Origin of the sequence: Agrococcus sp. BE272, assembly GCF_031457935.1 — a bacterium.
GTDB classification, from domain to species: domain Bacteria; phylum Actinomycetota; class Actinomycetes; order Actinomycetales; family Microbacteriaceae; genus Agrococcus; species Agrococcus sediminis.
The window spans coordinates 1,280,153-1,304,389 of sequence record NZ_JAVDXL010000001.1; the positions used below are offsets into that span (position 1 = coordinate 1,280,153).

Below are 24,237 nucleotides of genomic sequence, written 5' to 3' on the forward strand. Positions count from 1 at the left end.
CCCCGCCCGCTCGCCCCGGTCGGTTCAGTCCGTGCCGAGGTCCATCGCGGCGCGGTCGTTCCACTGCTCGAGCGCCTCGGGGTCGGCGTCGGGGGAGACCATGATCTCCTCGGCACGACCCGCCTCGAGCGCGCCGAGCAGCGCCTTCGTCTCGCCCTCGATGAGGCCCGCGGCGGCGTAGCCCTCGAGCCGCGAGCGCGAGTCGGCGATGTCGAGGTTGCGCATCGTCAGCTGCCCGATGCGGTCCTCCGGGCCGAAGGCCGCGTCGCCGACGCGCTCCATCGACAGCTTGTCCGGGTGGTACGAGAAGCCCTCGCCGCGCGTGTCCAGGATCGTGTAGTCCTCGCCGCGGCGCAGCCGCAGCACGACCTCGCCCGACACCGACGAACCGACCCAGCGCTGGATCGACTCGCGCAGCATGAGCGACTGCGGGTCGAGCCAGCGGCCCTCGTACATGAGGCGCCCGAGCCGGCGGCCCTGCTCGTGGTACGTGGCGACGGTGTCCTCGTTGTGGATGGCGTTCAGCAGGCGCTCGTAGGCGATGTGCAGCAGCGCCATGCCCGGCGCCTCGTAGATGCCGCGGCTCTTCGCCTCGATGATGCGGTTCTCGATCTGGTCGCTCATGCCGAGGCCATGGCGACCGCCGATCTCGTTGGCCTCCTGCACGAGCGCCACCGCATCCGGGAACTCCTGGCCGTCGATCGCGACGGGGCGTCCGGCCTCGAAGCGGATCGCGACGTCCTCGGTCGGGATCTCGACCGCGTCGTCCCAGAAGCGCACGCCCATGATGGGCTCGACGATCTCCATCGACGTGTCGAGGTGCTCGAGCGTCTTCGCCTCGTGCGTCGCGCCCCAGATGTTCGCGTCCGTCGAGTAGGCCTTCTCGGTCGCGTCGCGGTAGGGGTAGCCGTGCGCGACGAGCCACTCCGACATCTCCTTGCGGCCGCCGAGCTCGCGCACGAACCGCGCGTCCAGCCACGGCTTGTAGATGCGCAGCGCCGGGTTGGCCATCAGTCCGTAGCGGTAGAAGCGCTCGATGTCGTTGCCCTTGTAGGTGGAGCCGTCGCCCCAGATCTCGACGTCGTCCTCCTTCATCGCGCGCACGAGCAGCATGCCGGTCACGGCGCGGCCGAGCGGCGTGGTGTTGAAGTAGGTGCGCCCGCCCGAGCGGATGTGGAACGCGCCGGTCGCGAGCGCGACGAGGCCCTCCTCGACGAGCGCGGCCTTCGCGTCGACGAGGCGCGCGGCCTCGGCGCCGTACTCGCCGGCCCGGCCGGGCACCGCGTCGATGTCGGGCTCGTCGTACTGCCCGATGTCGGCGGTGTACGTGAAGGGCACGGCGCCGTTGTGGCGCATCCACGCGACGGCGCACGACGTGTCGAGGCCGCCCGAGAAGGCGATGCCGACGCGCTCGCCGACGGGCAGGGAGGAGAGGACCTTGGACATGCCTCAATCCTACGTTCGGGGCGGATGCGCGCGGTGCCGCCGGTCTCCACATGCCCGTCCCGGTCGAGCGATGCTCACGGACACGCCGGGACGCGCCCTCTGGTGACGTTCAGGATCCGGTGCCATGGTGGGGCCTTGGGGGACAACGGACGTTCCCGGGCCGAGCGCCACGGGCGGCTGGTTGGAGGAAGCGATGCTGCAGGTCGACGAACGACTGGAGATCGACGCCCCGCGCCACGAGGTCTTCCGCATGTGGACGGACTTCGAGCGCTTCCCGAGCTTCATGACCGGCGTCGACTCGGTCTTCGCCGAGACGAAGGAGCGGCTGCGCTGGCGCGTCTCGATCGAGGGCGTCGAGCCGAGCTTCTACGCGCTCATCACCGAGCAGGTGCCCGACCGCCGCATCGCGTGGGTCAGCGTCGACCTCGCCACGATGGGGTGGTGGGTCGACCTCACCGACCTCGACGACGGCCGCACCTGCATGATGGTGCGCGTCGTCTGGGCCCCGCGCGGCGACGACCGCGCGCCGGCGGATGCGAAGCCGCTCGACGAGCGCACCATCCGCTGCGATCTGCTGCGCTTCCGCACGCTCGTGCAGGAAGCGTTCGAGAAGGCGGCCTAGCCTGCCTCCACCACCCAACGAGAGGAGCATCACCATGCCCCAGGTCACCGACAGCATCGACGTCAAGGCGCCGATCAGCGCCGTGTACGCCCTCTGGACCCAGTTCGAGGACTTCCCGAAGTTCATGAGCGGGGTCGAGTCCATCACGCAGCAGACCGACGACCGCCTCCACTGGGTCGTGTCGATCGCGGGGGTCGAGCGCGAGTTCGACGCCGAGATCACCGAGCAGCACATGGACGAGCGCGTCGCTTGGCGCAGCCTCGACGGCGAGACGCACGCGGGCGTCGTCACCTTCCACCGCATCGACGACGACACCACGCGCGTCAACGTGCAGATCGACTGGAAGCCGCAGGGCATCGTCGAGCAGGCCGGCGCGCTGCTCCAGGTCGACGACATCCAGATCGGCCACGACCTCAAGCGCTTCAAGGAGCTCGCCGAGGCCGCCCCGGCCCGTCACGCCGCGGAGAAGGGCTGGGAGGGCGACATCGAGCGCCCCGCCGACAGCTCGGGCCTCTAGCCCCACAGGCGCCCGGCGCCCACCTCGTCGAGCCTGTGCTCCGCCGCGCGGATGCACAGGCTCGACGCGTACCGTGCGGCCATGGGCATCGAGCACTCCAGCACGGTCGACGCGGGCGTCGACGAGGTCTTCGCCTGGCACGAGCGCCCCGGGGCCTTCCCGCGGATGCTGCCGCCGTGGATGCCCGGCCGCGTGCAGCGCGAGGCGGAGTCGCTCGCCGACGGGCGCGCCGAGCTCGCGCTCCCGGGCGGGCTGGTCTGGGTCGCGCAGCACGACCCTGCCGGCTTCGTGCCCGGCCGCGCGTTCGTCGACGAGCGCGTGCCCGATGGGCTCGCCTCGATGCCGCTCGGGCCCATCCGCTGGCGCCACGAGCACCGCTTCGAGCCGGTCGAGACCGCCTCCGGCACCGGCACGCGCGTGATCGACGCCGTCGACACCCAGATCGGCTCGCGCGCGCTGCGCCCGATGTTCGTCTACCGCCACCGCCAGCTCGCCGACGACCTCGCGGCCCACGCCGCCGCCTCGGCCGCGCCCATGACGGTCGCCGTCACCGGCGCATCCGGCCTCATCGGCACCCAGCTGACCGCGTTCCTCACGACCGGCGGCCACGAGGTCGTGCGGCTCGTGCGCCACGAGCCGGGCGCGGGGGAGCGGCGGTGGGATCCGGATGCGCCGGCGCCCGACCTGCTCGAGGGCGTCGACGCGGTCGTGCACCTCGCGGGCGCCTCGATCTTCGGCCGCTTCGGCGACGAGCACCGGCAGCGCATCCGCGACAGCCGCATCGGGCCGACGCGCAGGCTCGCCGAGCTCGCGGCCGCCGCGGGCGTGCGGGTCTTCGTGAGCGCGTCGGGGATCGGCCGCTACGGCGTCGACCGCGGCGACGAGCCGCTGACCGAGGGCAGCAGCGCGGGCGACGACTTCCTCGCGCGCGTCGTCGTCGACTGGGAGGCCGAGACGCAGCCGGCCGCCGAGGCGGGCGTGCGCACGGTGCAGGTGCGCACCGGGCTCGTGCAGACGCCGCGCGGCGGCGTGCTCATGGTGCTGCGGCCGCTCTACGAGGCGGGGCTCGGCGGCCCGCTCGCGGGCGGCGAGCACTGGCAGTCGTGGATCGACCTCGACGACCTCGTCGACGTCTACCACCGAGCGCTCGTCGACGAGCGGCTCTCGGGGCCGGTCAACGCCGTCGCGCCCGAGCCCGTGCAGCAGGGCGAGTACGCCCGCACGCTCGCGCGCGTGCTGCACCGGCCGGCGCTGCTGCCGACGCCGGCCCTCGGGCCGCGCGTGGTGCTCGGCGAGCAGGGCATGCGCGAGCTCGCGCTCGCCGACCAGCGCGTGGTGCCCGAGCGGCTGCAGGAGCTCGGGCACCGCTTCCGCCGGCCGCAGCTCGAGCAGTCGCTGCGCCACCAGCTCGGGCGCATGCGCGAGGCCGGCAGGTAGCGCGGCGCTCCTAGCGGGTGCCGACCGCGGTCGAGCCGAGCGCGCGCGAGATCGCGTCGGCGGCGGCGATCGCCTGCGGCGCGAGCTCCTCGATGCTCGAGCCGGGGTGCTCGAGCGCGATCGACGAGATCGAGAGCCCGTACTGCACGCGGCCCAGGTGGTCGCGGATGGGCGCCGAGACGCAGACCGTGCCGCGCTCGTTCTCGCCGAGGTCGAGCGCGTAGCCGCGGGCGCGCACGCGGGCGAGCTCCTCGTGCAGCCGCTCGGGGTCGGTGATCGTCTGCTCGGTGCGGGCCGGCAGCCCGACCGCCGCGACCAGCCGGTCGACCTGCTCGGGCTCCCAGCTCGCGAGCACGACCTTGCCCATGCCCGAGCAGTGCATCGGCATCGACAGGCCCACGCGCGACGCCATCCGGTACGGCTTCGAGGAGTCCTTGCGGATCACGTAGACCATCTCGAAGCCGTTGACGACCCCGACGTGGATCGTGCAGTCGACGTCGCGCACGAGCGCCTCGACGATCGGCTCGGCGATCGCCGAGATGTCGAGGCGCGAGATGGCGCGGCCGGCGATGCCGAGGAACCGCGCGCCCGGGTGGTAGCCGTGGTCGGCGTCGCCGGTGATGAACTCCTGCTCGACGAGCGTCGCGAGGATGCGGTGCACGGTCGCCTTCGCGAGCCCCGTCTCCTCGACGATGTCGGTGAAGCGGTCGTGCATGATCGCCGCCTCGAGCACCCGGAGGGTCTTCTCGCTCGCGCCCACCGAGGGCGCGGGGCTCGTGTCGAGCGCCTGGGCTTCCACCGTCATGGCCGGCCTCATCTCATGTCGACGATCGCGACGCCGTCCATGTCGTCGAACGACTGGTTCTCACCGGCCATCGCCCACACGAACGAGTAGCTCGATGTTCCCACGCCCGAGTGGATCGACCACGACGGCGACAGCACCAGCGCGCCGTCGGCGGCGAGCAGGTGGCGGGTCTCCTGCGGCTGGCCCATGAGGTGCACGACGCGCGCGTCCTCGGGCAGGTCGAAGTAGACGTAGAACTCGGTGCGCCGGTCGTGGGTGTGCGACGGCATCGTGTTCCACATGCTGCCGGGGTGCAGCTGGGTCACGCCCATGACGACCTGGCAGCTGCGCACGCCCTGCTCGTGGATGTACTGGTTGAGCGTGCGGCGGTTCGACGTGAGCGGGTCGCCGAGCTCGCGCACCGTGCCCGCGCTCGGCTCGACGAGCACGGTCGGGTAGGTGGTGTGCGCGGGCGCCGAGAAGCCGTAGAAGCGCGCCGGATGCGCGGCATCGTCGCTCTCGAAGGCCACGTCGCGCACGCCGCGGCCGAGGTAGAGGCACGCGCCCTTCGCCATCGCGTGCCGCTCCCCGTCGGCGGTGACCGTGCCGGCCTCGCCGATGTTCACGATCCCCATCTCGCGGTGGTCGAGGAACTGCTCGCTGCGGATCTCGGGGACGGCCTCGAGCTGCAGCGGCCCGTCGGTCGGCACGGCGCCGACGGCGACGACGCGGTCGTAGTGGGTGACGACGGTGCGCACCGCGCCGGGCGTGAAGAGGTCCTCGACGAGGTAGCGGTCGCGCAGCTGCTGCTGCGTCGAGCCGGGCACCTGCTCGGGGGAGGTCGGGCCGAAGACGGGCATGGGGCTTCCTTCCGGTTGCGGGGTCACAGCAGTCCCATGAGGCCCGGGAGCCACAGGGAGAGCTGGGGGACGAAGACGATGATGAAGAGCATCACGACGAGCACGAGCAGGAACGGCCACAGCTGCCGGATGACGGGCTCGAGGCGGGCCTTGGCGACCTGCACGCCGACGAACAGCACCGGCGCGGACGGCGGCGAGATCACGGCGATCGAGAGGTTGAAGACCATCATGATGCCGAAGTGCACCGGGTCGATGCCGTACGAGACGGCGATCGGCAGGAAGATCGGCGTGAAGATGAGGATGGCCGGGGTCGGGTCGAGCGGGATGCCGATCAGCAGCAGCACGGCCATCATGATCAGCAGCACGACGACCTTCGAGTCGGTCCACCCGAACAGCGTGTCGGCGATGAGCTGCGGCAGCCGCGCGTAGGTCATGACGTACGACATGATCGTCGACACCGCGATCAGGAAGATCACGATCGCGCTCGTGCGGCAGGCGTCGTAGAGGATGCGCGGCAGGTCCCTCACGCCGATCGTCCGGTAGGCGAACGACAGGCCGAGGGCGTAGAGCACGGCGATCGCCGAGCCCTCCGTCGGCGTGAAGAAGCCCGCCACGATGCCGCCGATCGCGACCACGATGAGGCCGAGCGACGGCACGGCCCGCCACAGCGTGCGCAGGAAGACCGGGAACGCGGGCCACGGCTCGCCCTTGAGGTCGGGATGGCGGCGCGCGTAGACGAAGACGACGGCGGCGCACGCGAGCGCCCAGAGCACGCCGGGCACGTAGCCGGCGATGAAGAGCGCGCCCACCGACGTGCCGCCCGCGGCGAGCGAGTAGACGATGAGGGTGTTGCTCGGCGGAATGAGCATGCCGGCCGGCGCCGAGGCGACGTTGGCCGCGGCGCTGAAGGCCTTGTCGTAGCCGGCGCGCCGCTGCATCGGCGCCATGGTCGAGCCGACGGCGGCCGCGGTCGCGACGGCGGAGCCCGAGACCGTGCCGAAGATGGCGTTCGCGATCACGTTGGTCTGCACGAGCGGCGCCGGCGTGCGGCCCACGAGCACGCGGGCGAGGTCGATGAGCCGCTCGGCGATGCCGCCGTTGTTCATGATCACCCCGGCGAGGATGAAGAAGGGGATCGCGAGCAGCGCGAAGGAGTCGGCGCCGCCGAGCATCTGCTGCGCCGACGTGACCGCGCCGCGGTCGAAGTCGACGATGAGCAGCATGCACAGCGCGCTCGGCAGCGCGATCGCGATGGAGACGGGGGCGCCGACGGCGAGCAGCAGCACGAGGCCGCCGATCAGGATGGCGCTGATGAGTCCGGGGTCGATCACAGCGCTGCCGCCTCGAGGTCCTCGTCGGGGTCGCCCACGTGGCCGACGTAGCGGCTCGAGAGCGTGCCGGCGATGTGGATGAGCAGGTACACGGTGAGCAGCGCGCCCGAGATGGGCAGCGCGAGGTACAGCTGGCCCTGCGTGAGCGGCAGCAGCGGGTTCTCCTGCGTCCACGCGAGCATCGACTGCTGCAGGCCGCCGAACACCATCACGTACAGGACGAACGCGAGCGTCGCCAGGTACGCGACGATGTCGGCGACCCGCTGGAGGGAGCGCGGGAGGCGCTCGACGAGGAAGTCCATGACGACGTCGGCCTTCTCGCCGACCGCGATCGCGATGCCGATGAGGCTCACCCACACGAACGTGTGGCGCGCGGCCTCCTCGCTCCAGGCGCTCGGCTGGCCGAGCACGAGGCGGGTGAAGACCTGCCAGGCCACGAGCAGCACCAGCAGCGCGAACAGCGCGACGCAGATCGCGCGCAGCGACGCGTCGAGCCAGCGCCGCGCCGTCGTCATGGACATCCCCGCCATCAGCCGCGCGCCGCCTCGATGGCGTCGTAGATCGCCTGCGTGCGCTCGGTGGTGACGCGCTCCTCGTGCAGCGGCAGCACCGCCTCGCGGAACGCGTCCACGTCGGCGTCGCTGAACTGCGCGCCCGCCTCCTCGGCGGCCGCGACGGCCTCCTCGACGGCGGCGGAGAACAGCTCGAGCTCGGTGTCGACCGACTCGGCCAGCAGCTCCTCGAAGATGCCCTTCGTCTCCTCGTCGAGCGCGTCCCAGACGGCCGGGCTCGCGATGAGGTAGTCGGGCATCATCAGGTGCTCGGTGCGCGAGTAGTACGGCGCGATCTCATCGTGCGAGAGCGTCGAGAAGATGAGCTCGTTGTTCTCGGCGCCGTCGAGCACGCCCGACTGGATGGCGGTGTAGACCTCGCCCTGCGCCATCGGCGTGCCGACGCCGCCCATGAGCTCCATCATGCGCACGTTCGTGTCCGAGCCGATCACGCGGATCTTCTGGCCAGACAGGTCGGCCGGCGTCTCGACCGGACCCACGCCCGAGTACACGTTGCGCACGCCGCCGTGGTACGCCGTCAGCACCTGGATGCTGTCCTCGAGCACCGCGTCGTAGAGGTCGCCGACGATCTCGCGGTCGTTGAGCACGCTCATCTGGTGCTCGGGCGACTCGTACAGGTAGGGGAGGTTCACGACCGAGAAGTCGCTCTCGAAGTTCTCGAGCAGGCTGCCCGCGACGATCGCGAAGTCGATGGTGCCCGACTGCACCTGCTCGATGGTGGCGGCCTGGTCGCCGAGCGTCTCGTCGGTGTAGAGCTCGAGCGCGTACGCGCCGTCCGTGCGCTCCTCGAGCGCCTCGGAGAGCTCGGTGAGCGCCTCCGCCTGCGGGTGGTCCACGTCCTGGTTGAAGGCCACGCGGAAGACCGTCTGCGGCTGGTCGCCGCCGCCCTCCGCCGCGCTGGAGCACGAAGCGAGCGCCAGCGTCATGACCGCTGCGGCGCCGATCGCGCCGAGCATCCGTCGTCCCTGCATGGGGGTTCCTCCTCGTTGAGTCGCCGTCCGGTCGCACTTGCGCCGATGGGCGGGTCGGGGGCTACTCTAACCAGATAGAACCGAGTTGCGCCACATGGAACACGAAACAGAACCGGGCTTCGTCCTGCAGCTCACCAGGCTCGAGGAGGAGACGGCGTTGCGAGCAGCGAACTACATGGGTGACGGGCGGATCGAGGTCGGCGACGCCGAGCCCCGCCTGCCCGGCACGGGCGAGGTGCGCATCCGCGTCGCCTACAACGGCATCTGCGGCACCGACCTGCACATCGTCCAGGGCCACATGGATCAGCGCGTGGCGACGCCCGCGCCCATCGGGCACGAGATGAGCGGCACCGTCGAGTCGACCGGCGAGGGCGTCGACCTCGCCGTCGGCGCGCCCGTCACCGTCATGCCGCTGCGCTGGTGCGGCGAGTGCGCCGCGTGCGCGGCCGGTCACCAGCACATCTGCCAGCGGCTCGACTTCGTCGGCATCGACTCGCCCGGAGCGCTGCAGCAGCTGTGGACCGTGCCGGCCTCGCTCGTGGTGCCGCTGCCCGAGGGGCTCTCGCTGCAGCACGCCGCGCTCGTCGAGCCGCTCGCGGTCGCCGTGCACGACGTGCGGCGCTCGCGGCTCGTCGCGGGCGAGACGGCGGTCGTCATCGGCGGCGGCCCCATCGGCCAGCTGATCGCGGTCGTCGCGCGCGCCACCGGCGCGCACGTCATCCTCGCCGAGCCCGACGCCGACCGGCGCGCCTTCGCCGCGGCGCAGTGCGCGACCGTCGTCGACCCGATCGCCGGCGACCTCGCGGCGCTCGTCGACGAGCGCACCGGCGGCGCGGGTGCCGACGTCGTGTTCGAGGTCGCGGGCACGCGCGGCACCGCCCTCGAGGCCACTCGCCACGCCCGCACCCGCGGCCGCGTCGTCTTCGTCGCGATCCACCCGGAGCCCGTGCCGATAGACCTGCACCGCCTGTTCTGGCGCGAGCTCGAGGTGCTCGGCGCCCGCGTCTACGAGCGCGAGGACTTCGAGCGCGCCATCGCGCTGCTCGCCGCCGGCGAGGTGCCTGCCGACGCGCTCATCAGCCGCGTCGTGCCGCTCGACGAGACCATGACGGCCTTCGAGTCGCTGCTGTCGGCCGCCGCCATGAAGATCCTCGTCGACGTGCAGGCGGTGTCCGCATGAGCGTCTCGTTCGACCTGACCGGCTCCACCGCCGTCGTCACCGGCGCCCGGCGCGGCATCGGCTTCGCCATGGCCGAGGCGCTCGCGGCGGCCGGCGCCGACATCATCGCGGCCTCCTCGAGCCAGGAGGCCGACGGCGGCGCCATCGGCGCGCGCGTGCGCGAGCTCGGCCGCGCGTTCGAGGGCCACGCCGTCGACTTCCGCGACCGCGACGCCGTGCTCGCCTTCGCCGAGGCGGTGGCCGGGCGCGCCGACATCCTCGTCAACAACGCCGGCACCATCCGCCGCTCGCCCGCCGCCGAGCATCCGCTCGAGTGGTGGGACGAGGTGCTCGACGTCAACCTGCGCAACCAGTTCGTGCTCACCCAGGCGGTCGGCGCGGCCATGCTCGAGCGCGGCCGCGGCCGCATCATCTTCACCGCGAGCCTGCTGAGCTTCCAGGGCGGCATCACCGTGCCCGGCTACACCGCCGCGAAGTCGGGCATCGCCGGCCTCGTGAAGGCGCTGAGCAACGAGTGGGCGGCGCGCGGCGTGACGGTCAACGCGATCGCGCCCGGCTACATCGCCACCGACAACACCGCGGCCCTCCGCGCCGACGACGACCGCTCGCAGGCGATCCTCGAGCGCATCCCCGCCGGCCGCTGGGGGAGCGCCGAGGACCTGCAGGGGGCCACCGTCTTCCTCGCGAGCCCCGCGGCCGCGTACGTCACCGGCGTGACGCTGCCCGTCGACGGCGGTTGGATGGGACGGTGAGCGACATGCAGGATGACGGGGTCCAGTCGGCGCTGCGCGGGGTCGTCCCGCTCGCGACCGTCGAGGACGAGCGGAGCGCCGACGCGCTGGCGGACGGGCTGGTGGCCGGCGGGCTGCCGGTGCTCGAGGTGGCGCTGCGCAACGACTGGGGGCTCGACGCGATCGCCCGCATCGCGGCGCGCGGCGACGTGCTCGTCGGCGCCGGCACGGTGCTCGACCCCGAGCAGCTGCGTCGCGCGCTCGACGCGGGCGCTGCGTTCGTGGTGGCGCCCGGGCTCGACGAGGAGGTCGTCGAGGCGGCGCTCGCGGCCGGAGTGCCGGTGCTGCCGGGCGTCATGACGCCCAGCGACATCCAGCGCGGCCTGCGCCTCGGGCTCCGCCGCCTCAAGCTCTTCCCGGCGGGCGTCGCCGGCGGGCTGCAGCTGCTCGGCGCGCTCGCGCCGGTGTTCCCGCAGGTGCGGTTCATGCCGTCCGGCGGCGTGAGCCCGGCCAACCTCGCCGACTACCTCGCGCATCCGGCCGTCTTCGCCGCGAGCGGCTCGTGGATCGCCTCGGCGGACCGCATCGCGGCGGGCCCGGAGGCGGTCGCCGAGGCGGCGCGCGAGGCTGTCGCCATCCAGGAGGCGGCCGGATGAGCGTCGTCACGATCGGCGAGTCGCTCGGCCTGCTCGTCGCGTCGCGCGTCGGGCGGCTCGAGCTCTCGCCCGCCATGGACCTCGGCTTCGGCGGCGCCGAGAGCAACGTCGCGATTGGCCTCGCGCGCCTCGGCGTCGACGCGACCTGGATGGGCCGGCTCGGCGACGACGCGCTCGGCCGGCTCGTCGAGCGCGGGCTGCGGGCCGAGCGCGTGACCCCCGTCGTGGTGCGCGACCCCGAGGCGCCGACCGCGCTCATGCTCAAGGAGCGCCCCGCCGCGGGCGCGAGCGCGGTCAGCTACTACCGCGCCGGCAGCGCCGGCGCCCGGCTGTCGCCGGAGGATCTGGACCTCGCCGTCGTGCGCGCCGCCGACGTGCTGCACGTGACCGGCATCACCGCGGCGATCGGCGCTGCCCCGCGCGCGGCGATCGATGCCGCGATCGAGGCGGCCCGCGACGCGGGCGCGACGGTGTCGTTCGACGTGAACCACCGCTCGCGCCTGTGGGGCGACGCCGAGGCACGGGCGGCCTACCGCGACCTCGCCGCGCGCGCAGACCTGCTCTTCGCCGGCGAGGACGAGGCCGAGCTGCTCACGGGCGAGCGCGGCGCCGAGGCGCAGGCCGCGGCGCTCGCGGCGCTCGGGCCGGCGCAGGTCGTGGTGAAGCGGGGCGTCGAGGGCGCGCTCGCGCTCGCGGACGGCGCGCTCCTCGCGCAGGCGGCGTTCCCGGTGCACGCGGTCGACACGGTCGGCGCGGGCGACGCGTTCGTCGCCGGCTACCTGGCCGAGCTCGTCGCCGGCGCCCCGCTCGCCGAGCGGCTGCGCACCGCCGCTGCGTGCGGCGCACTCGCGTGCACCGCGCCGGGCGACTGGGAGGCCGCGCCCGACCGTGCCGCGATCGACCGGCTGCTGCGCGGGGGCGACCCCGTCCAGCGCTGACGGGCCGGTCGCACGCGCGCACCGGCCCCGCTCGTCCCGCTCGATAGGGTGGGGTGTACGCGAACCCGTCGAAGGGATGCCCCATGCCAGGAATCGTCATCGTCGGCGCCCAGTGGGGCGACGAGGGCAAGGGCAAGGCCACCGACCTGCTCGGCAGCCGCACCGACTACGTCGTGAAGTTCAACGGCGGCAACAACGCCGGACACACCGTCGTCGTCGGCGACGAGAAGTACGCGCTGCACCTGCTGCCGTCGGGCATCCTCACCGAGGGCGTCACGCCCGTGATCGGCAACGGCGTGGTCATCGACCTCGAGGTGCTCTTCCACGAGCTCGAGGCGCTCTCAGCCCGCGGCGTCGACGTGTCGAAGCTGCGCATCTCGGCGAACGCGCACATCATCACCGACTACCACCGCACCCTCGACAAGGTCACCGAGCGCTTCCTCGGCAAGCGCTCCATCGGCACCACCGGCCGCGGCATCGGCCCGGCCTACGCCGACAAGATCAACCGCGTCGGCATCCGCGTGCAGGACCTCTTCGACGAGTCGATCCTCCGCCAGAAGATCGACGGCGCCCTCGACACCAAGAACCACCTGCTCGCCAAGGTCTACAACCGCCGCTCCGTCTCCTCCGACGAGATCTTCGACGACCTCACCTCCTACGTCGAGCGCCTGCGCCCGATGGTCGGCGACACGGGCCTCGAGCTCGCCGAGGCGCTCGACGCCGGCCGGACCGTCGTCTTCGAGGCCGGCCAGGCGACGATGCTCGACATCGACCACGGCACGTACCCGTTCGTCACGTCGTCGACCGCGACGTCCGCGGGCGCCGCCGCGGGCTCTGGCGTGGCGCCGAATCGCCTCGACCGCGTCATCGGCATCGTGAAGGCGTACACGACGCGCGTCGGCGCCGGCCCGTTCCCCACCGAGCTGTTCGACGAGTGGGGCGAGCTGCTGCGCAAGAACGGCTTCGAGTTCGGCACCACCACCGGCCGCCCGCGCCGCTGCGGCTGGAACGACACCGTCATCACCCGCTACGCCTCGCGCATCAACGGGCTCACCGACATCGTGCTGACCAAGCTCGACGTGCTCACCGGCATCGAGTCGATCCCGGTCTGCGTCGCCTACGAGGTCGACGGCCAGCGCGTCGACGAGATGCCCGTCTCGCAGTCCGACTTCCACCACGCGAAGCCGATCTACGAGTCGCTGCCCGGCTGGAGCGAGGACATCTCGGGCGCGCGCGAGTTCTCCGAGCTGCCCGCGAACGCCCAGGCGTACGTGCGCTTCCTCGAGGAGCGCTCGGGCTCGCGCATCTCGGCGATCGGCGTCGGCGCCGACCGCGACGCGATCATCCAGGTGCACGACCTCATCGACTGACGAGGCCGCGGGCCGCTCAGGCCGCCTCGGGCTCGAAGCCGATCAGCCAGCGGATGCCGAAGCGGTCGACGACCTGCCCGTCGCTCGCGCCCCACGGGCGCTCCTGCAGGGCGTCGAGCACCGTGCCGCCCTCGGCGAGCGCGTCGAACCATCGGGTCAGCGTCGCAGGATCGGCCGTGCCGAGCAGGGCGACGCTCATGCCGCGCACGCTGACCGGCTCGTCGTCGCCGACCGCATCGGTGCCGAAGAGCGAGACGGGCCCCGACAGCATGCCGTGGCCGATCGCCTCGGGCGGGCCGTCGGTGCGCCCCATGTCGGCGAGCGTGTGCAGCACGAGCTCGCCGCCGAACACCTGCTGGTAGTGCTGCAGGGCTTCGCGGGCCGTGCCGGGGAACCAGATGTAGAGCGACATCGCGGTCATGGAGTGCCTTTCGGTTGGGATGGGCGGGCGTGCCGGCTGGGGCGCCTGCGCCCGAGCGGGGCGGGCGTGCCGGCCCCGCTCGGGCGCAGCGGCCCCGGTCGGGCCGGGGCGGGCGCGGGTGCTGCTCAGTGCTCGTGCGCGGATGCCTCCACCGGCGTCGCGCCCGGACGGCTCCACTGCGGCACGGGGCGTCCGTCCTTGCGCCAGCCGTTGAAGGTCGGATCCTGCGGCCAGCCGGCGGGGGAGTCCTCCCACGCCTCCTGCCTGCCGTAGGCGGTCATGTCGAGCAGTCGCAGCGAGCTCATCGCGAGCTCGCAGCCGCGATCGGTGATCCAGTTCGTGGCATACACGCGGTCGCCCCGCCGCAGCAGCGCGACGAACTCGCCCTCGGCCTCCGGCCCGAGGATCGCGTCGTCGACGTCGGCGTTCGAGAACCACGGATGGGTGTAGCCCATGAAGGCGCGGAAGGGCGCGAGCTCGTCCCACGGCCCCTTGCTCAGCACGGCGAACGAGACGCCCCGGGCGTTGAGGTACGACGCGTCGTGGAAGTCCCAGATCGATGCGGTGCACCCCTCGCACTGCCCCTCGAATGGCTGGCCCGGGTGCCACATGTGCTTGTAGACGATCAGCTGCGGCCGGCCGTCGAAGGCGTCGAGGAGCGAGGCCGTCCCGCGCTCGCCTACGAGCTCGACGCCCGGCACCTCCGTCATCGGCAGGCGGCGCCTCGCGGCGGCGATGGCGTCGCCCTCGCGAGTGTGCGCCTTCTCGCGGTCGAGCAGCGCGAGCCGCGCGGCGCGCCAGCGCTCGCGGTCGACGATCTCGGGGGCGGGCGTGTCGGCATCGATGGTGACCATGCGCGCGATGTTAACGCTGTTCACATCCGAACGGAACCCCACTGGGGCGACTGCGCCCGACCGGGGCCGGCGCGCCGTGCCCGCTCGGGCGCATCCGCCCCGCTCGCCACGAGGAGCGGCTAGATCACGCCGAGCGCGAGCATCGCGTCGGCGACGCGGTTGAAGCCGGCGATGTTCGCCCCGGCCACGTAGTCGCCCGGGCGGCCGTACTCCTCGGCGGTCTCGGCGCACCGGTCGTGGATGCCCTTCATGATCTCGTGCAGGCGCTCATCGGTGTGCTCGAACGTCCACGAGTCGCGCGACGCGTTCTGCTGCATCTCGAGCGCGCTCGTCGCGACGCCGCCGGCGTTCACCGCCTTGCCCGGCGCGAACGCCACGCCGGCCGAGACGAGCACCCGGGCCGCCGCCTGGGTCGTCGGCATGTTGGCGCCCTCGCCGACGACGGTGCACCCGTTGCGCACGAGCGCGACCGCGTCGTCCTCGTCGAGCTCGTTCTGGGTCGCGCAGGGCACGGCGATGTCGCACGGCACCGACCAGATCGACCCGCCCTCGCGGAACGAGGCGCCCGGCCGCCGCTCGGCGTACTCGGCGATGCGGCCGCGCCGCACCTCCTTGACGTCCTGGAGCAGCGCCAGGTCGATGCCGGCCTCGTCGACCACGTAGCCGGAGGAGTCGCTGCACGCGATCACCGTGCCGCCGAGCTGGTGCACCTTCTCGATCGCGTAGATCGCGACGTTCCCGGAGCCCGAGACCACGACCCGCTTGCCGTCGAAGCCCTCGCCGCGGGCGTGCAGCACCTCGTCGAGGAAGTAGATCGTGCCGTAGCCCGTGGCCTCCTTGCGCACCTGCGAGCCGCCCCAGGTGAGGCCCTTGCCCGTCAGAACGCCCGACTCGTAGGCGTTCGTGAGGCGCTTGTACTGGCCGAACATGAAGCCCAGCTCGCGGCCGCCCACGCCGATGTCGCCCGCGGGCACGTCGGTGTACTGGCCGATGTGGCTCGACAGCTCGGTCATGAACGACTGGCAGAACCGCATGATCTCGACATCCGACTTGCCCTTGGGGTCGAAGTCGCTGCCGCCCTTGCCGCCGCCGATGGGGAGGCCGGTGAGGGAGTTCTTGAAGATCTGCTCGAAGCCGAGGAACTTGATGATGCCGAGGTAGACGCTCGGGTGGAAGCGCAGGCCGCCCTTGTACGGGCCGAGGGCCGAGTTGAACTGCACCCGGAAGCCGCGGTTGATCTGCACCGTGCCGGCGTCGTCGATCCACGGCACGCGGAAGATGATCTGCCGCTCGGGCTCGACGATGCGGCGCAGGATGTTCGCGTCGACGTAGTCGGGCCGCTTCGTGACCACCGGGCCGAGGCTCTCGAGCACCTCGAAGACAGCCTGATGGAACTCGGACTCGCCAGGATTGCGCTGCAGCACCTCGTCGTACACGGGCGCGAGGTGCGGGTGGAGCTGCGTCACGGGCGTTCCTCCATCGGAATCAGACAACCCGACGATCCTACCGACCGGCGGCCATCACCCCCTCGAGCCCCGTGCTCGGCCGCCGCCCGGTGAGCAGCCGCAGCGCCTCGACGCCGGCGCCACGTGCGGATGCGTTGGCTGCGGCCAGGTGCAGGGCGTCGAGCACATGGGCCGGCGGCGGCGCCCAGGCGATGCCGGCCGCATCGGCGATGTCGATGCCGTGCACGGTCAGCTCGAACACGCGCGTGCGGAGGTACTCGTCGAGCTGCATCGCGGCATCGCCCGCAGCACCGACCGCGACGATGCGCGCGGGTCCCGCGGCGGCGACCGCGTCCGCCGCCGCGGCCGAGAGCGCCTCGATCGCAGCTGCTGGGTCGTCCCCGAGCTCGACGCCCGCCGCTCGTCCGCGCAGCAGGATCGCCTCGTCGTCGCCGCGCTGCCGCAGCACGACCTCGAGGTACTCCACCGCCGACCCGACGGTCGCCTCGGCCGGCGCGAGGAGCGCGAGGTAGGCGCCGACCGTCGAGATCGCGCGCGACGCGTGGCCGATCAGCTCGCGCAGCGTCCACTCGCCGAGGCCCGGCCCGTCGAGGCGGTCGGCGGGCACGCGGGCGACGAGCGCCGCGAGCTCCGACGCGGCGAGCGGGAAGTCGACGGCCATGCGCGCATGCTCGCACGCGGCGGCGGGCCGGGCAACGGCCCTCCCGCCAGAATGGGCACGTGAGCATCCTCGAACGACCCGTCCTGACGCATCCGCTCGTCTCGCTCGAGCCCCTGTCGCACGACCACGCCCCGGCGCTCGCCGAGGCGGCCGCCGAGGGGGATCTGTGGCAGCGGGCCTGGTACACGTCGGTGCCCGAGCCGGAGGGCGTCGCGGCCGAGATCGACCGGCGCCTCGGGCTGCTCGCGGCAGGTTCGATGGCGCCGTGGGCGATCGTCGTCGACGGCCGGGCGGTCGGCATGACGACCTACATGCACATCGACGCCGCGACGCCGCGCGTCGAGATCGGCTCCACGTGGATGGCGCCGTCGGTGCAGGGCACGGGCGTCAACCCCGCGAGCAAGCTGCTGCTGCTCGAGCGCGCCTTCGACGTGCTCGGATGCGTCGCGGTCGAGTTCCGCACGTCGTGGCACAACCGCCAGTCGCGCGATGCGATCGAGCGGCTGGGCGCGAAGCGCGACGGCGTGCTGCGCAGCCATGAGGTGTACAAGGGCACGCTGCGCGACGTGGTCGTCTACTCGATCATCGAGCCCGAGTGGCCCGGCGTGCGGCGCGGGCTCGAGGCGCGGCTGCGCTGGCGCGCGAATTAGGCTGGAGGCATGAGCTCTCCCGACGACCAGCTGCAGCGCCTGCGACGCTCCATCGACAACGTCGACGCGGTGCTCATCCACACGCTGGCCGAGCGCTTCAAGCTGACGCAGGCGGTCGGCGAGCTGAAGGCGGAGCACGGCATGCCGCCGTCCGACCCCTCGCGGGAGGCGACGCAGATCGCGCGCCTGCGCCGGCTCGCCGAGGACGCCGAGCTCGACCCCGAGTTCGCGCAGAAGTTCATCACCTTCGTGATCGCCGAGGTCATCCACCACCACGAGCGGATCGCGGGCGCCGAGTAGGCAGCCGACCGGGCGGCGCTAGGCGCGGGAGCGCGCCTCCGCGGCCGCCGCGATGTCGTCGAGGTCCTGCTGCATCGCCTTGCGCGTCACGGCCAGCCCGAGCCGGGCGGTCAGCTTCGCCGCCAGGCGCTGCGCCCACGACGGCGTCTCGGAGGTGCCGCTGAAGCGCATCCGCAGCAGCGTGCCCGCGCCGACCGGTTCGAGCGTGAACTCGGTGCGGTAGCGCATGCCGTGCGCCTCGGCGGCGAGCATCGTCGATCGTCCGGGGTCGATGCCGACGACCTCCATCTCCTCGGTCGCCTCGCGGCCCATCATCGTGCGCGTCTCGCGCCAGCGCGTGCCGATCGTGTAGCCGGAGCCCGCGAGCCGCTCGACCTTCGTCACGCCCGACAGCACCGTCGGCGCGGCGTCGAGATCCGTGAGGACCTGCCACACCGCATCCGTCGGCGCGTCGATCGACCGCTCCAGGGTCAGCACCACGTCGCTCATGCGGGCGGCCAGACACCGATGACGAGCGCCATCGCGGTGAGCACGAGCACCTCGTTGAGCGCCGTGTGGCCGGTGACGCGGAAGCCGCGCGGGTCGAACGCGTCGTGCACCACGACGCGGGCCAGCGTGAAGCCGATGAAGAGGATCCAGGCGGTGATGAGCGCGTTCCAGAGGAAGCTGCCGCCGTAGAACTCGAACGAGATCCAGGTCGCACCCGCGAGCACCCACGCGGTGACGAGCGCGCAGACGATGATCAGCGGGTAGACCCAGGGCCGGGGCCCCGCGGCGACGCTCTCGCTCGTGTGGCCGATCGCGCGCATCCAGCGGGTGCCGAGCACCTTCGGGTGGTAGTAGATCGCGCCGACGACCATGGCGGCGACGGCGGCGAGCACGACGGCGAAGACGTTGATCGCCGGCACGGTGAGGTCCATGCCCGAAGCATAGGCTCCGCCGCGACAGAGTCGAGAGGGCGCGGCCGCGCGCCCGGGCAGCCGAGCCGTCCGAGCCCGTCGGTCAGCGAGCACCGTCGCTCAACCGGCTCCGTGCGCGTCGGGCCGGACTATCCGGCCGGCGCTGCACAGAGCGGGTTGACGAACGGATGCGTCGGCGCCGTCAAGCGGGACGACGCGCGCCCGCGAGGCCCGTCAGGCGAAGCGCCCCCGGATGGTCGCGCGGCTCGTGGCCCCCAGCTCGGCGAGCGACAGCGTCGCCACATCCTGGATCTCGATCGCCCCCGAGGTCGCGTCGGTGACGCCGATCCGCAGCACGGGCACACCGCGCGCCTCGCACATGCCGGTGAACTTCACCTCGTCCTCGCGGGCGACTGCGACGAGCGCGCGCGCACCCGACTCCGAGAACAGCGCCGCCGTCTCGTCGATGCCGTCGCGCTCGGTGATGCCCGACAGCCAGATGCGGGCGCCGATGCCGAAGCGCAGCGCGCCCTCGACGACGGCCATGCCGAGGCCGCCCTCGGAGAGGTCGTGCGCCGCGGTCGCGAGGCCCTCGAAGGCGATGCCCTGCATGAGGCCGGCGAGCGCCTTCTCCGCGCCGAGGTCGACCCGAGGCGGCAGGCCGCCCAGGTGGTCGTGCACCGCGCCCGCCCACGCCGAGCCGTCGAGCTCGTCGCGGGTGGTGCCGAGCAGGAACAGCGCCTGGCCGTCGTCCTGCCAGCCGGAGGGCAGGCGGCGGTCGACGTCGTCGATGATGCCGAGCACGCCGACGACGGGCGTCGGGTGGATCTGCGTCTCGCCGGTCTGGTTGTAGAACGACACGTTGCCGCCCGTGACCGGGATCCCGAGCTCGACGCAGCCGTCGGCGAGCCCGTCGACCGCCTCGGCGAACTGCCACATGACGGCCGGGATCTCGGGATTGCCGAAGTTCAGGCAGTCGCTGACGCCCACGGGCGTCGCGCCCGAGACGGCGACGTTGCGGTAGGCCTCCGCGAGCGCGAGCTTCGCGCCCTCGCGCGGGTCGAGCTGGCAGTAGCGGCCGTTCGCGTCGACGGCGACGGCGAAGCCGAGCCCCGACTCCTCGTCGATGCGCACCATGCCCGCGTCGTCGGGCATCGAGAGCGCGGTGTTGCCGAGGACGTAGTCGTCGTACTGCTCGGTGATCCAGGATGCGTCGGCCAGGTTGGGCGAGCCAGTGAGGGCGAGCAGCTGGTCGCCGAGCGCGCTGCCCGACACCCGCGGCAGCGCCGCGGCGCTGTCGGCCTGCAGCGCGTCCTGCCACTCGGGCCGCTCCATCGGGCGGTCGTAGACGGGGGAGTCGATCGCGACGGTCTTGGGGTCGACGTCGACGATCACCTCGCCCGAGTGCGTGATGACGAGCCGGCCGTCGCCGGTGACCTCGCCGAGCACGCTCGTCTCGACATCCCACTTGCCGGTGATCGCCAGGAACGACTCGAGCTTCTCGGGCGCGACGATCGCCATCATGCGCTCCTGCGACTCCGACATGAGGATCTCCTCGGCCGTGAGCGTGGGGTCGCGCAGCAGCACGTGGTCGAGCTCGACCCGCATGCCCGAGTCGCCGTTGGCGGCGAGCTCGCTCGTGGCGCACGAGATGCCGGCCGCGCCGAGGTCCTGGATGCCCTCGACGACGCCCGCGGCGTAGAGCTCGAGGCAGCACTCGATGAGCACCTTCTCGGCGAACGGGTCGCCGACCTGCACGGCGGGCCGCTTGGCGGGGCCCTCGTCGTCGAACGACTCGGAGGCGAGGATCGACGCGCCGCCGATGCCGTCGCCGCCCGTGCGGGCGCCGAAGAGCACGACCTTGTTGCCGACGCCCGTGGCGTTGGCGAGGTGCAGGTCCTCGTGGCGCAGCACGCCGACGGCGAGCGCGTTCACGAGCGGGTTGCCCTGGTAGACCGCGTCGAAGACGGTCTCGCCGCCGATGTTCGGCAGGCCCAGGCAGTTGCCGTAGAAGGAGATGCCGCTCGTGACGCCGTGCACGACGCGGGCGGTGTCGGAGTGGTCGATGGCGCCGAAGCGGAGCGCGTCCATGACGGCCACGGGGCGCGCGCCCATCGAGATGATGTCGCGCACGATGCCGCCGACGCCCGTCGCGGCGCCCTGGAAGGGCTCGACGAACGACGGGTGGTTGTGCGACTCGATCTTGAAGGTGACGGCCCAGCCCTCGCCGGCGTCGATGACGCCCGCGTTCTGGCCCATGCCGACCATCAGCCGCTCGCGCATCTCGGGCGTGACCTTCTGCCCGAAGGTGCGCAGGTGCTTCTTCGACGACTTGTAGGAGCAGTGCTCGCTCCACATCACCGAGTACATCGCGAGCTCGGCGCTCGTGGGCCGACGGCCGAGGATCCCGCGGATCTGCTCGTACTCGTCGGGCTTCAGGCCGAGCGCGGCGAACGGCTGCTCGCGCTCCGGGGTGCTGGCGGCGACCTCGACGGTGTCGCGGGGCGGACGAGTGGTGGTCACAGCGCTCCTCAGGAGGTCAGCTCGGCGGTCCCTCGATCCTACCGAGCGGGCGGATGCGCCGGGCCGCGCGGGCCGGCGGCGACGTCAGGCGAACCACTCGTCGGGCGGCCCGGCGGTCAGCAGCGCCGCGAAGGCGGCGGCGACGAGCACGAGGGCGATCGCGACGAGCAGCACGGGATGCGCGATGCCCCACCGGAACGCCCGGTCGAGCGGGCTCGCGTCGCGCGGGTCGTCGGTGGCCTCGGTGCGCCAGGCGCCCTCGAGCGCGCCGCGGCGCTCGAGCCGGCGCTCCCACGGGATGGTCGCGTAGGGCACGACCGCGGTGGCGATGCCGAGCAGCACGGTGCCGGCCGCCCAGCGCTGGTTGCGCCCGACGACGAGCTGCATGGCGCCGTACGCGAGGAAGACGAACCCGTGGATGGGCCCGGCGATCGGCACCAGCGCATCCACCTGGAAGGCGTACTTCGCCACCATCGCGACGATCAGCAGCGTCCAGGTGACCGCCTCGGCGATCGCGAGGAAGCGGTAGGTGCGCTTGGGCGTCAGGCCGGTGGCGGATGCGGTGGCGAGCGTCATGTAGACAGGCTACACCCGAGCGTCCGCGCGGTCAGGCCGCGACCGACTCCAGCGCCGACTTGAAGATGTCGAGCCCGTCGAGGCCGGCCTTCATGCGCGTGGTCGTGGGGCCGAAGCCGAGCTCGACCGCGTGCTCGGGGTGCGGCATGAGGCCCACGACGTTGCCCGCGGCGTTCGTGAGGCCGGCGATGTCGTCGACCGAGCCGTTCGGGTTCTCGCCCAGGTAGCGGAACGCGACGAGGCCCTCGTCCTCGATGCGCTTGACCTCGTCGGGAGTCGCGACGAAGCGCCCCTCGCCGTTCTTCAGCGGGATGACGATCTCCTGGCCCTGCTCGAAGCGGTTCGTCCACGCGGTGGAGGTGCGCTCGACGCGCAGCCGCTGGTCGCGGCGCACGAACAGGCCCGTCTCGTTCCGCACGAGCCCGCCCGGCAGCAGCCGCGCCTCCGCCAGCATCTGGAAGCCGTTGCAGATGCCGAGCACGGGCATGCCGCGCTCCGCCGCCTCGACGACCTCGGTCATGATCGGCGAGCGCGCGGCGATGGCGCCGCAGCGCAGGTAGTCGCCGTACGAGAAGCCGCCCGGCAGCACGAGCGCGTCGACGCCGTGCAGGTCGTGCTCCCCGTGCCACAGCGCGACCGGCTCGTGGCCGGCGAGCCGCACAGCGCGCTGGGCGTCCCGGTCGTCGAGCGTGCCGGGGAAGGTGATGACGCCGACCCTCACTGCGCCGCTCCGGGCTGGGCGGCCTGCTCGACGACGTGCACGCCCACGACGTCCTCGATCACGGTGTTCGCGAGCACCTCGTCGGCGACCGTGCGCACCTGCTCGAGCAGCGCATCCGTCACCTCGCCGTCGACCGTGAGCTCGAAGCGCTTGCCGACGCGCACCTCGCCGACCGCCTCGTGGCCGAGCCGCGCGAGCGCGCGGGTGACCGCCTTGCCCTGCGGATCGAGGATCTCTGCCTTCGGCATGACGTCGACGACGATGAGGGCCATGGGTCGCTCCCTGCGGTAGCAGTCGGGTGGGGGTGCCCTCCCATTCTACGGATGCGCCGCGCGTCGCCGGGGGTCGCAGCACGTTCCCGGCCGACGAGCGGGATCCCGGGCTACTGTGTGCGCTATGACGTTCAGGGGCGATGCCAACTTCGACACCTCTACGGTCAGCCGCGGCGGCGGCGGTCGAGGCGGCGGCGGCGCGATCGCCGTCGGCGGCGGCGGCATCCTCACGCTCATCCTCGTGCTCGCGTCGATGTTCTTCGGCGTCGACCTCACGGGCCTCGCGCCGCAGGACGCGAGCCCGCCCTCGCAGGGCCAGTCGCAGGGCGAGGAGGTCACGGGCTGCACCGGCGAGGACGCCAACGACCCCGCCAACGTCACGTGCCGTATGGAGGGCGGGGCCGACTCCATGTCGCGCTTCTGGACCGAGACGGCGAGCGCCAACGGCATCGAGTACGCCGACCCGCGCGTGATGCTCTTCGACCGCCAGGTCGAGACCGGATGCGGTGCCGCGACGAGCGCGGTGGGCCCGTTCTACTGCCCGCCCGACCAGGCGATCTACATCGACACCACGTTCTTCCAGCAGATGCGCGAGCAGTTCGGCGCCTCGGGCGGCTCGCTCGCGCAGCTCTACGTGCTCGCGCACGAGTGGGGCCACCACGTGCAGAACATCACCGGCCAGCTCGAGCGCGTGCAGCAGGGCGACTCCGGCCCGCAGTCGTCGGCCGTGCGCAGCGAGCTGCAGGCCGACTGCTACGCGGGCGCCTGGATCGCGGGCGCCTCGCAGACGACCGACGACGACGGCGGCGCGCCGGTGCTCGTCGAGCCGACCCAGCAGGAGATGAACGACGCCCTGAACGCGGCGCACACGATCGGCGACGACGCGCTGCAGGAGATGGGCGGCGGCGGCGTGAACCCCGAGAGCTGGACGCACGGCTCGAGCGAGCAGCGCATGAACTGGCTGGCGCGCGGCTTCAACGAGGGCGTCGGCGCCTGCGACACCTGGAACGCGCCCGAGGTCTGAGCGCCCGCCCGCTGATCGAGCAGCCCGACGCTCCACCCCGTCGATCGAGCAGCCCGACGCTCCACCCCGCTGATCGAGTAGCCCGACGCAGTCGGGCGTATCGAGATCCCCGCCGCCACCCCGCTGGATAGTTCTATGTCTCGGGATGCGCAAGATCGGTTCTGAGGTTGCGGAAGATCTCTCGGACGATCGCTCGCTTCAGCGATCGCATGATGTCGCGCTTGGAGAGGCCCTCGGCAAGCCGTCGATCACGGTAGGCGCGGGTGCGGGGGTCGTGCGCGAGTCGGGTGAGTGCGATCGTGTGGATGGCGCGGTTCGCTTGCCGGTTGCCGCCGCGGTGGAGGCGATGCCGGTGGGTCTTGCCGCTGGAGACCGGGATCGGCGCGGTGCCGGTCAGGCGCGCCAGCGCCGACTCGGAGCGGATGCGGGCGAAGTTCTCGCCGACGGCGACCAGC

28 protein-coding genes are annotated in these 24,237 nt (G+C 72.5%); 11 read left to right on the forward strand and 17 right to left on the reverse strand.

Annotated elements, in window-relative coordinates; translation table 11 throughout:
* Window positions 1-24: 24 nt before the first annotated feature.
* The gene (argG, locus tag J2X49_RS06200; RefSeq protein ID WP_246992476.1) at window positions 25-1,446 is read right to left on the reverse strand and encodes an argininosuccinate synthase; all 1,422 of its coding nucleotides are present in this window, start codon (window positions 1,444-1,446) and stop codon (window positions 25-27) included.
* 193 nt (window positions 1,447-1,639) lie between these two features.
* On the opposite strand from argG, the gene J2X49_RS06205 reads away from it, so the two are divergent.
* The 3 genes from J2X49_RS06205 to J2X49_RS06215 all read left to right on the forward strand — a co-directional run bounded on the left by J2X49_RS06205 (window position 1,640) and on the right by J2X49_RS06215 (window position 4,022).
* Window positions 1,640-2,068, forward strand: coding sequence for an SRPBCC family protein (locus tag J2X49_RS06205; protein ID WP_164877154.1), 429 nt, complete (start codon window positions 1,640-1,642; stop codon window positions 2,066-2,068).
* Between the two features lie 34 nt (window positions 2,069-2,102).
* Window positions 2,103-2,585 (forward strand): SRPBCC family protein, encoded by a 483-nt coding sequence (locus J2X49_RS06210; protein WP_128190126.1) that lies wholly within the window; start codon window positions 2,103-2,105, stop codon window positions 2,583-2,585.
* Window positions 2,586-2,666: 81 nt separating this feature from the next.
* Entirely contained in the window at window positions 2,667-4,022 is a 1,356-nt protein-coding gene (locus J2X49_RS06215) for a TIGR01777 family oxidoreductase (RefSeq protein ID WP_310123836.1), read from the forward strand.
* 10 nt (window positions 4,023-4,032) lie between these two features.
* On the opposite strand, the gene J2X49_RS06220 is transcribed toward J2X49_RS06215, so the two are convergent.
* Genes J2X49_RS06220 through J2X49_RS06240 form a run of 5 tightly spaced genes read right to left on the reverse strand, consistent with a single transcriptional unit; the run spans window position 4,033 to window position 8,540 of the window.
* Window positions 4,033-4,827 carry an IclR family transcriptional regulator gene (locus J2X49_RS06220; protein ID WP_310123840.1) on the reverse strand — a complete coding sequence of 265 codons (795 nt, stop codon included), beginning with the start codon at window positions 4,825-4,827 and terminating at the stop codon, window positions 4,033-4,035.
* 8 nt (window positions 4,828-4,835) lie between these two features.
* Window positions 4,836-5,666, reverse strand: coding sequence for a 5-dehydro-4-deoxy-D-glucuronate isomerase (gene kduI, locus J2X49_RS06225; RefSeq protein ID WP_310123844.1), 831 nt, complete (start codon window positions 5,664-5,666; stop codon window positions 4,836-4,838).
* Window positions 5,667-5,689: 23 nt separating this feature from the next.
* On the reverse strand, window positions 5,690-6,997 hold the full coding sequence (locus J2X49_RS06230; protein WP_310123846.1) for a TRAP transporter large permease: 1,308 nt from the start codon (window positions 6,995-6,997) through the stop codon (window positions 5,690-5,692).
* Entirely contained in the window at window positions 6,994-7,512 is a 519-nt protein-coding gene (locus J2X49_RS06235; RefSeq protein WP_310123848.1) for a TRAP transporter small permease, read from the reverse strand. Before J2X49_RS06235 ends, J2X49_RS06230 begins: the two co-directional genes overlap by 4 nt.
* Window positions 7,513-7,526: 14 nt before the next feature.
* A complete protein-coding gene (locus J2X49_RS06240; RefSeq protein ID WP_310123850.1) occupies window positions 7,527-8,540 on the reverse strand; it encodes a TRAP transporter substrate-binding protein in 1,014 nt (337 codons plus the stop codon).
* A 157-nt stretch (window positions 8,541-8,697) separates the two neighbouring features.
* Between J2X49_RS06240 and J2X49_RS06245 the strand changes: the two genes are divergently transcribed.
* The 5 genes from J2X49_RS06245 (at window position 8,698) to J2X49_RS06265 (ending at window position 13,415) form a co-directional block, all read left to right on the forward strand.
* Entirely contained in the window at window positions 8,698-9,720 is a 1,023-nt protein-coding gene (locus tag J2X49_RS06245) for an alcohol dehydrogenase catalytic domain-containing protein (protein WP_310123851.1), read from the forward strand.
* Window positions 9,717-10,472, forward strand: coding sequence for an SDR family oxidoreductase (locus J2X49_RS06250; RefSeq protein WP_310123854.1), 756 nt, complete (start codon window positions 9,717-9,719; stop codon window positions 10,470-10,472). Before J2X49_RS06245 ends, J2X49_RS06250 begins: the two co-directional genes overlap by 4 nt.
* 5 nt (window positions 10,473-10,477) lie before the next feature.
* Window positions 10,478-11,107, forward strand: a complete 630-nt coding sequence (gene eda, locus J2X49_RS06255; protein WP_310123995.1) for a bifunctional 4-hydroxy-2-oxoglutarate aldolase/2-dehydro-3-deoxy-phosphogluconate aldolase — start codon at window positions 10,478-10,480, stop codon at window positions 11,105-11,107.
* On the forward strand, window positions 11,104-12,045 hold the full coding sequence (locus J2X49_RS06260) for a sugar kinase (RefSeq protein WP_310123857.1): 942 nt from the start codon (window positions 11,104-11,106) through the stop codon (window positions 12,043-12,045). Before eda ends, J2X49_RS06260 begins: the two co-directional genes overlap by 4 nt.
* A gap of 83 nt (window positions 12,046-12,128) precedes the next feature.
* Entirely contained in the window at window positions 12,129-13,415 is a 1,287-nt protein-coding gene (locus J2X49_RS06265; protein WP_146355026.1) for an adenylosuccinate synthase, read from the forward strand.
* Between the two features lie 16 nt (window positions 13,416-13,431).
* Here the strand turns inward: J2X49_RS06265 and J2X49_RS06270 are convergent, their stop codons facing one another.
* The 4 genes from J2X49_RS06270 to J2X49_RS06285 form a co-directional block, all read right to left on the reverse strand.
* The gene (locus tag J2X49_RS06270; RefSeq protein WP_310123862.1) at window positions 13,432-13,836 is read right to left on the reverse strand and encodes a VOC family protein; all 405 of its coding nucleotides are present in this window, start codon (window positions 13,834-13,836) and stop codon (window positions 13,432-13,434) included.
* 125 nt (window positions 13,837-13,961) lie between these two features.
* On the reverse strand, window positions 13,962-14,690 hold the full coding sequence (locus J2X49_RS06275; RefSeq protein WP_310123864.1) for a DUF899 family protein: 729 nt from the start codon (window positions 14,688-14,690) through the stop codon (window positions 13,962-13,964).
* A gap of 119 nt (window positions 14,691-14,809) precedes the next feature.
* Window positions 14,810-16,156 carry an NADP-specific glutamate dehydrogenase gene (gdhA, locus tag J2X49_RS06280; protein ID WP_310123870.1) on the reverse strand — a complete coding sequence of 449 codons (1,347 nt, stop codon included), beginning with the start codon at window positions 16,154-16,156 and terminating at the stop codon, window positions 14,810-14,812.
* Window positions 16,157-16,193: 37 nt separating this feature from the next.
* Window positions 16,194-16,817, reverse strand: a complete 624-nt coding sequence (locus tag J2X49_RS06285; protein ID WP_310123872.1) for a maleylpyruvate isomerase N-terminal domain-containing protein — start codon at window positions 16,815-16,817, stop codon at window positions 16,194-16,196.
* Between the two features lie 59 nt (window positions 16,818-16,876).
* On the opposite strand from J2X49_RS06285, the gene J2X49_RS06290 reads away from it, so the two are divergent.
* Window positions 16,877-17,467: a GNAT family protein gene (locus tag J2X49_RS06290; RefSeq protein WP_310123873.1), complete on the forward strand. Its 591-nt coding sequence runs from the start codon at window positions 16,877-16,879 to the stop codon at window positions 17,465-17,467.
* 9 nt (window positions 17,468-17,476) lie between these two features.
* On the forward strand, window positions 17,477-17,767 hold the full coding sequence (locus tag J2X49_RS06295; RefSeq protein ID WP_128190476.1) for a chorismate mutase: 291 nt from the start codon (window positions 17,477-17,479) through the stop codon (window positions 17,765-17,767).
* Window positions 17,768-17,785: 18 nt separating this feature from the next.
* Here J2X49_RS06295 and J2X49_RS06300 read toward each other — a convergent pair whose 3' ends face one another.
* The 6 genes from J2X49_RS06300 to purS form a co-directional block, all read right to left on the reverse strand.
* Window positions 17,786-18,256 carry an SRPBCC family protein gene (locus J2X49_RS06300; protein WP_310123876.1) on the reverse strand — a complete coding sequence of 157 codons (471 nt, stop codon included), beginning with the start codon at window positions 18,254-18,256 and terminating at the stop codon, window positions 17,786-17,788.
* Window positions 18,253-18,687: a DUF1761 domain-containing protein gene (locus J2X49_RS06305; protein WP_246992456.1), complete on the reverse strand. Its 435-nt coding sequence runs from the start codon at window positions 18,685-18,687 to the stop codon at window positions 18,253-18,255. The genes J2X49_RS06300 and J2X49_RS06305 overlap by 4 nt, the downstream gene beginning before the upstream one ends.
* 213 nt (window positions 18,688-18,900) lie before the next feature.
* The gene (purL, locus tag J2X49_RS06310; RefSeq protein ID WP_310123880.1) at window positions 18,901-21,189 is read right to left on the reverse strand and encodes a phosphoribosylformylglycinamidine synthase subunit PurL; all 2,289 of its coding nucleotides are present in this window, start codon (window positions 21,187-21,189) and stop codon (window positions 18,901-18,903) included.
* A gap of 84 nt (window positions 21,190-21,273) precedes the next feature.
* Window positions 21,274-21,765, reverse strand: a complete 492-nt coding sequence (locus tag J2X49_RS06315; protein WP_246992454.1) for a DUF3817 domain-containing protein — start codon at window positions 21,763-21,765, stop codon at window positions 21,274-21,276.
* Window positions 21,766-21,796: 31 nt separating this feature from the next.
* Window positions 21,797-22,486: a phosphoribosylformylglycinamidine synthase subunit PurQ gene (purQ, locus tag J2X49_RS06320; protein WP_246992453.1), complete on the reverse strand. Its 690-nt coding sequence runs from the start codon at window positions 22,484-22,486 to the stop codon at window positions 21,797-21,799.
* On the reverse strand, window positions 22,483-22,758 hold the full coding sequence (gene purS / locus J2X49_RS06325) for a phosphoribosylformylglycinamidine synthase subunit PurS (protein WP_146355040.1): 276 nt from the start codon (window positions 22,756-22,758) through the stop codon (window positions 22,483-22,485). The genes purQ and purS overlap by 4 nt, the downstream gene beginning before the upstream one ends.
* Before the next feature lie 124 nt (window positions 22,759-22,882).
* On the opposite strand from purS, the gene J2X49_RS06330 reads away from it, so the two are divergent.
* On the forward strand, window positions 22,883-23,782 hold the full coding sequence (locus tag J2X49_RS06330; RefSeq protein ID WP_246992452.1) for a neutral zinc metallopeptidase: 900 nt from the start codon (window positions 22,883-22,885) through the stop codon (window positions 23,780-23,782).
* A 133-nt stretch (window positions 23,783-23,915) separates the two neighbouring features.
* On the opposite strand, the gene J2X49_RS06335 is transcribed toward J2X49_RS06330, so the two are convergent.
* Window positions 23,916-24,237: transposase (locus tag J2X49_RS06335; protein ID WP_310123888.1), on the reverse strand; the 322-nt coding region annotated here is incomplete at its 5' end.